We start from the raw sequence: 253 nt of genomic DNA, 5'->3' as shown, positions 1-253 counted from the left end.
GTGCGCAGGTCGGCGGCCGCGGCCAACATGTCGAATGCCTTGATCCCGGCGGCGACCACGCGCGGCGGCAGCGAGTTGGAGAACAGGTACGGGCGCGAACGCTGGCGCAGGAGCTCGATCACGTCGGCGCTGGCGGTGGTGAAGCCGCCCAGCGCGCCGCCCATGGCCTTGCCCAGGGTGCCGGTGATGATGTCGCTCTTCTCGAGCACGCCCTTGACCTCGGCCGAGCCGCGGCCGGTAGCGCCCAGGAAGC

Annotated in this window: 1 protein-coding gene; it reads right to left on the bottom strand. The window is 71.9% G+C overall.

All coding sequences use genetic code 11. The features are described from left to right. Positions 1-253: aminotransferase class I/II-fold pyridoxal phosphate-dependent enzyme (locus ACQG3P_RS20805; RefSeq protein ID WP_426806112.1), on the bottom strand; the 253-nt coding region annotated here is incomplete at both ends.

The organism is Stenotrophomonas sp. SrG (genome assembly GCF_050031795.1).
Classification (GTDB): Bacteria; Pseudomonadota; Gammaproteobacteria; order Xanthomonadales; family Xanthomonadaceae; genus Stenotrophomonas; species Stenotrophomonas rhizophila_A.
This window is presented reverse-complemented; position numbering and strand designations above follow the sequence as displayed.